The organism is Streptomyces sp. LS1784 (assembly GCF_020103755.1).
GTDB lineage: Bacteria > Actinomycetota > Actinomycetes > Streptomycetales > Streptomycetaceae > Kitasatospora.
In genome coordinates, this window is sequence record NZ_JAHSQD010001138.1 from 1 (window position 1) to 1,009 (window position 1,009).

Annotated in this window: 1 protein-coding gene; it reads left to right on the forward strand. The window is 74.5% G+C overall.

Going from position 1 to position 1,009, the window contains the following annotated elements; genetic code table 11:
• Positions 1-368 precede the first annotated feature (368 nt).
• A complete protein-coding gene (locus KS423_RS46175; RefSeq protein ID WP_224285616.1) occupies positions 369-908 on the forward strand; it encodes a GNAT family N-acetyltransferase in 540 nt (179 codons plus the stop codon).
• Positions 909-1,009 lie beyond the last annotated feature (101 nt).

Genomic DNA, 1,009 nt, shown 5'->3' on the forward strand with positions numbered 1-1,009 from the left:
CGGGGCGGGCTTGGGGCCGGCGGGAGCGGCCGGGGCGGGCTTGGGGCCGGCGGGAGCGGCCGGACCGGCGCAGCCGGCGAGGACGGCGGAGAGGCAGACGGTGGCCAGCAGACCGGTCCGCACACCAGTCCGGCGTTGCTGACCCTCCCTCAGACCCCCATTAATGTGACAACCTGATGGTCTGTTCATAGATGCACTGCTCCCCCGCCGTCCACCAGCGCCAATCCCCTCGTCACTCGCGCGGGGCAACGACGCACCTGGGCCTTGCCGTTCCTTCGCCCGGGTGTCCGGGTGTTCGGAGGTCCGGGGGCCCGGGCGGCCGGGAAAACCGATTGCGGTGCCGGAGCCATGAAGTGGATCATGCGCGCATGACGAACACCGCACCCGGCCACTCCGGCCTCTGGAGCGTCGCCACGGCCGACGTGACCAGCCCCGAGGCCCTGGACCTGCTGCGTGAGTACTACTACGACGTGGCCAACCGCTACTACCGCCTGCACTTCGACCGGGAGGGCACCCCCCAGGAGCTGGAGTCCGGCCTGGCCGGCTCCCCCAGCGACGACCTCGCCGCCCCGGACGGCTCGTTCCTGATCGCCCGTCACGACGGCGTCGCCCACGCCTGCGCCGGCCTGCGGCGACTCGACGCCACCACGGCCGAGCTCACCCGCGTCTTCGTCCGCCCCGGCCTGCGCGGCACCGGCGGCGGCGCCGTACTGCTGGCCGCCGTCGACCGGGCCGCCCGCTCCCTGGGCGCCGACCGGATCGTCCTCGACACCCGCCTCGACCTGGTCGAGGCCCGCACGCTGTACCTGCGGAACGGGTACCGGGAGATCCCCGCCTACAGCAGCGGACCGTACGCCGAGATCTGGTACGGGAAGGACCTCACCGCGGTTGAGCAGCCTGGCGGTTGAGCCGGTCCACCCCGCGGCCGCCGGAGCGGGACTGCGGCCCGTCCGCCAGGGCGGCCGCCAGGGCGGCGGCCGAGGGCGGGTTGGCGCCCGGGCGGGCGACG

Coding starts and splice junctions, on each gene's coding strand:
- KS423_RS46175 (WP_224285616.1), top strand. CDS start 369: ATGACGAACACCGCACCCGGCCACTCCGGCCTCTGGAGCGTCGCCACG.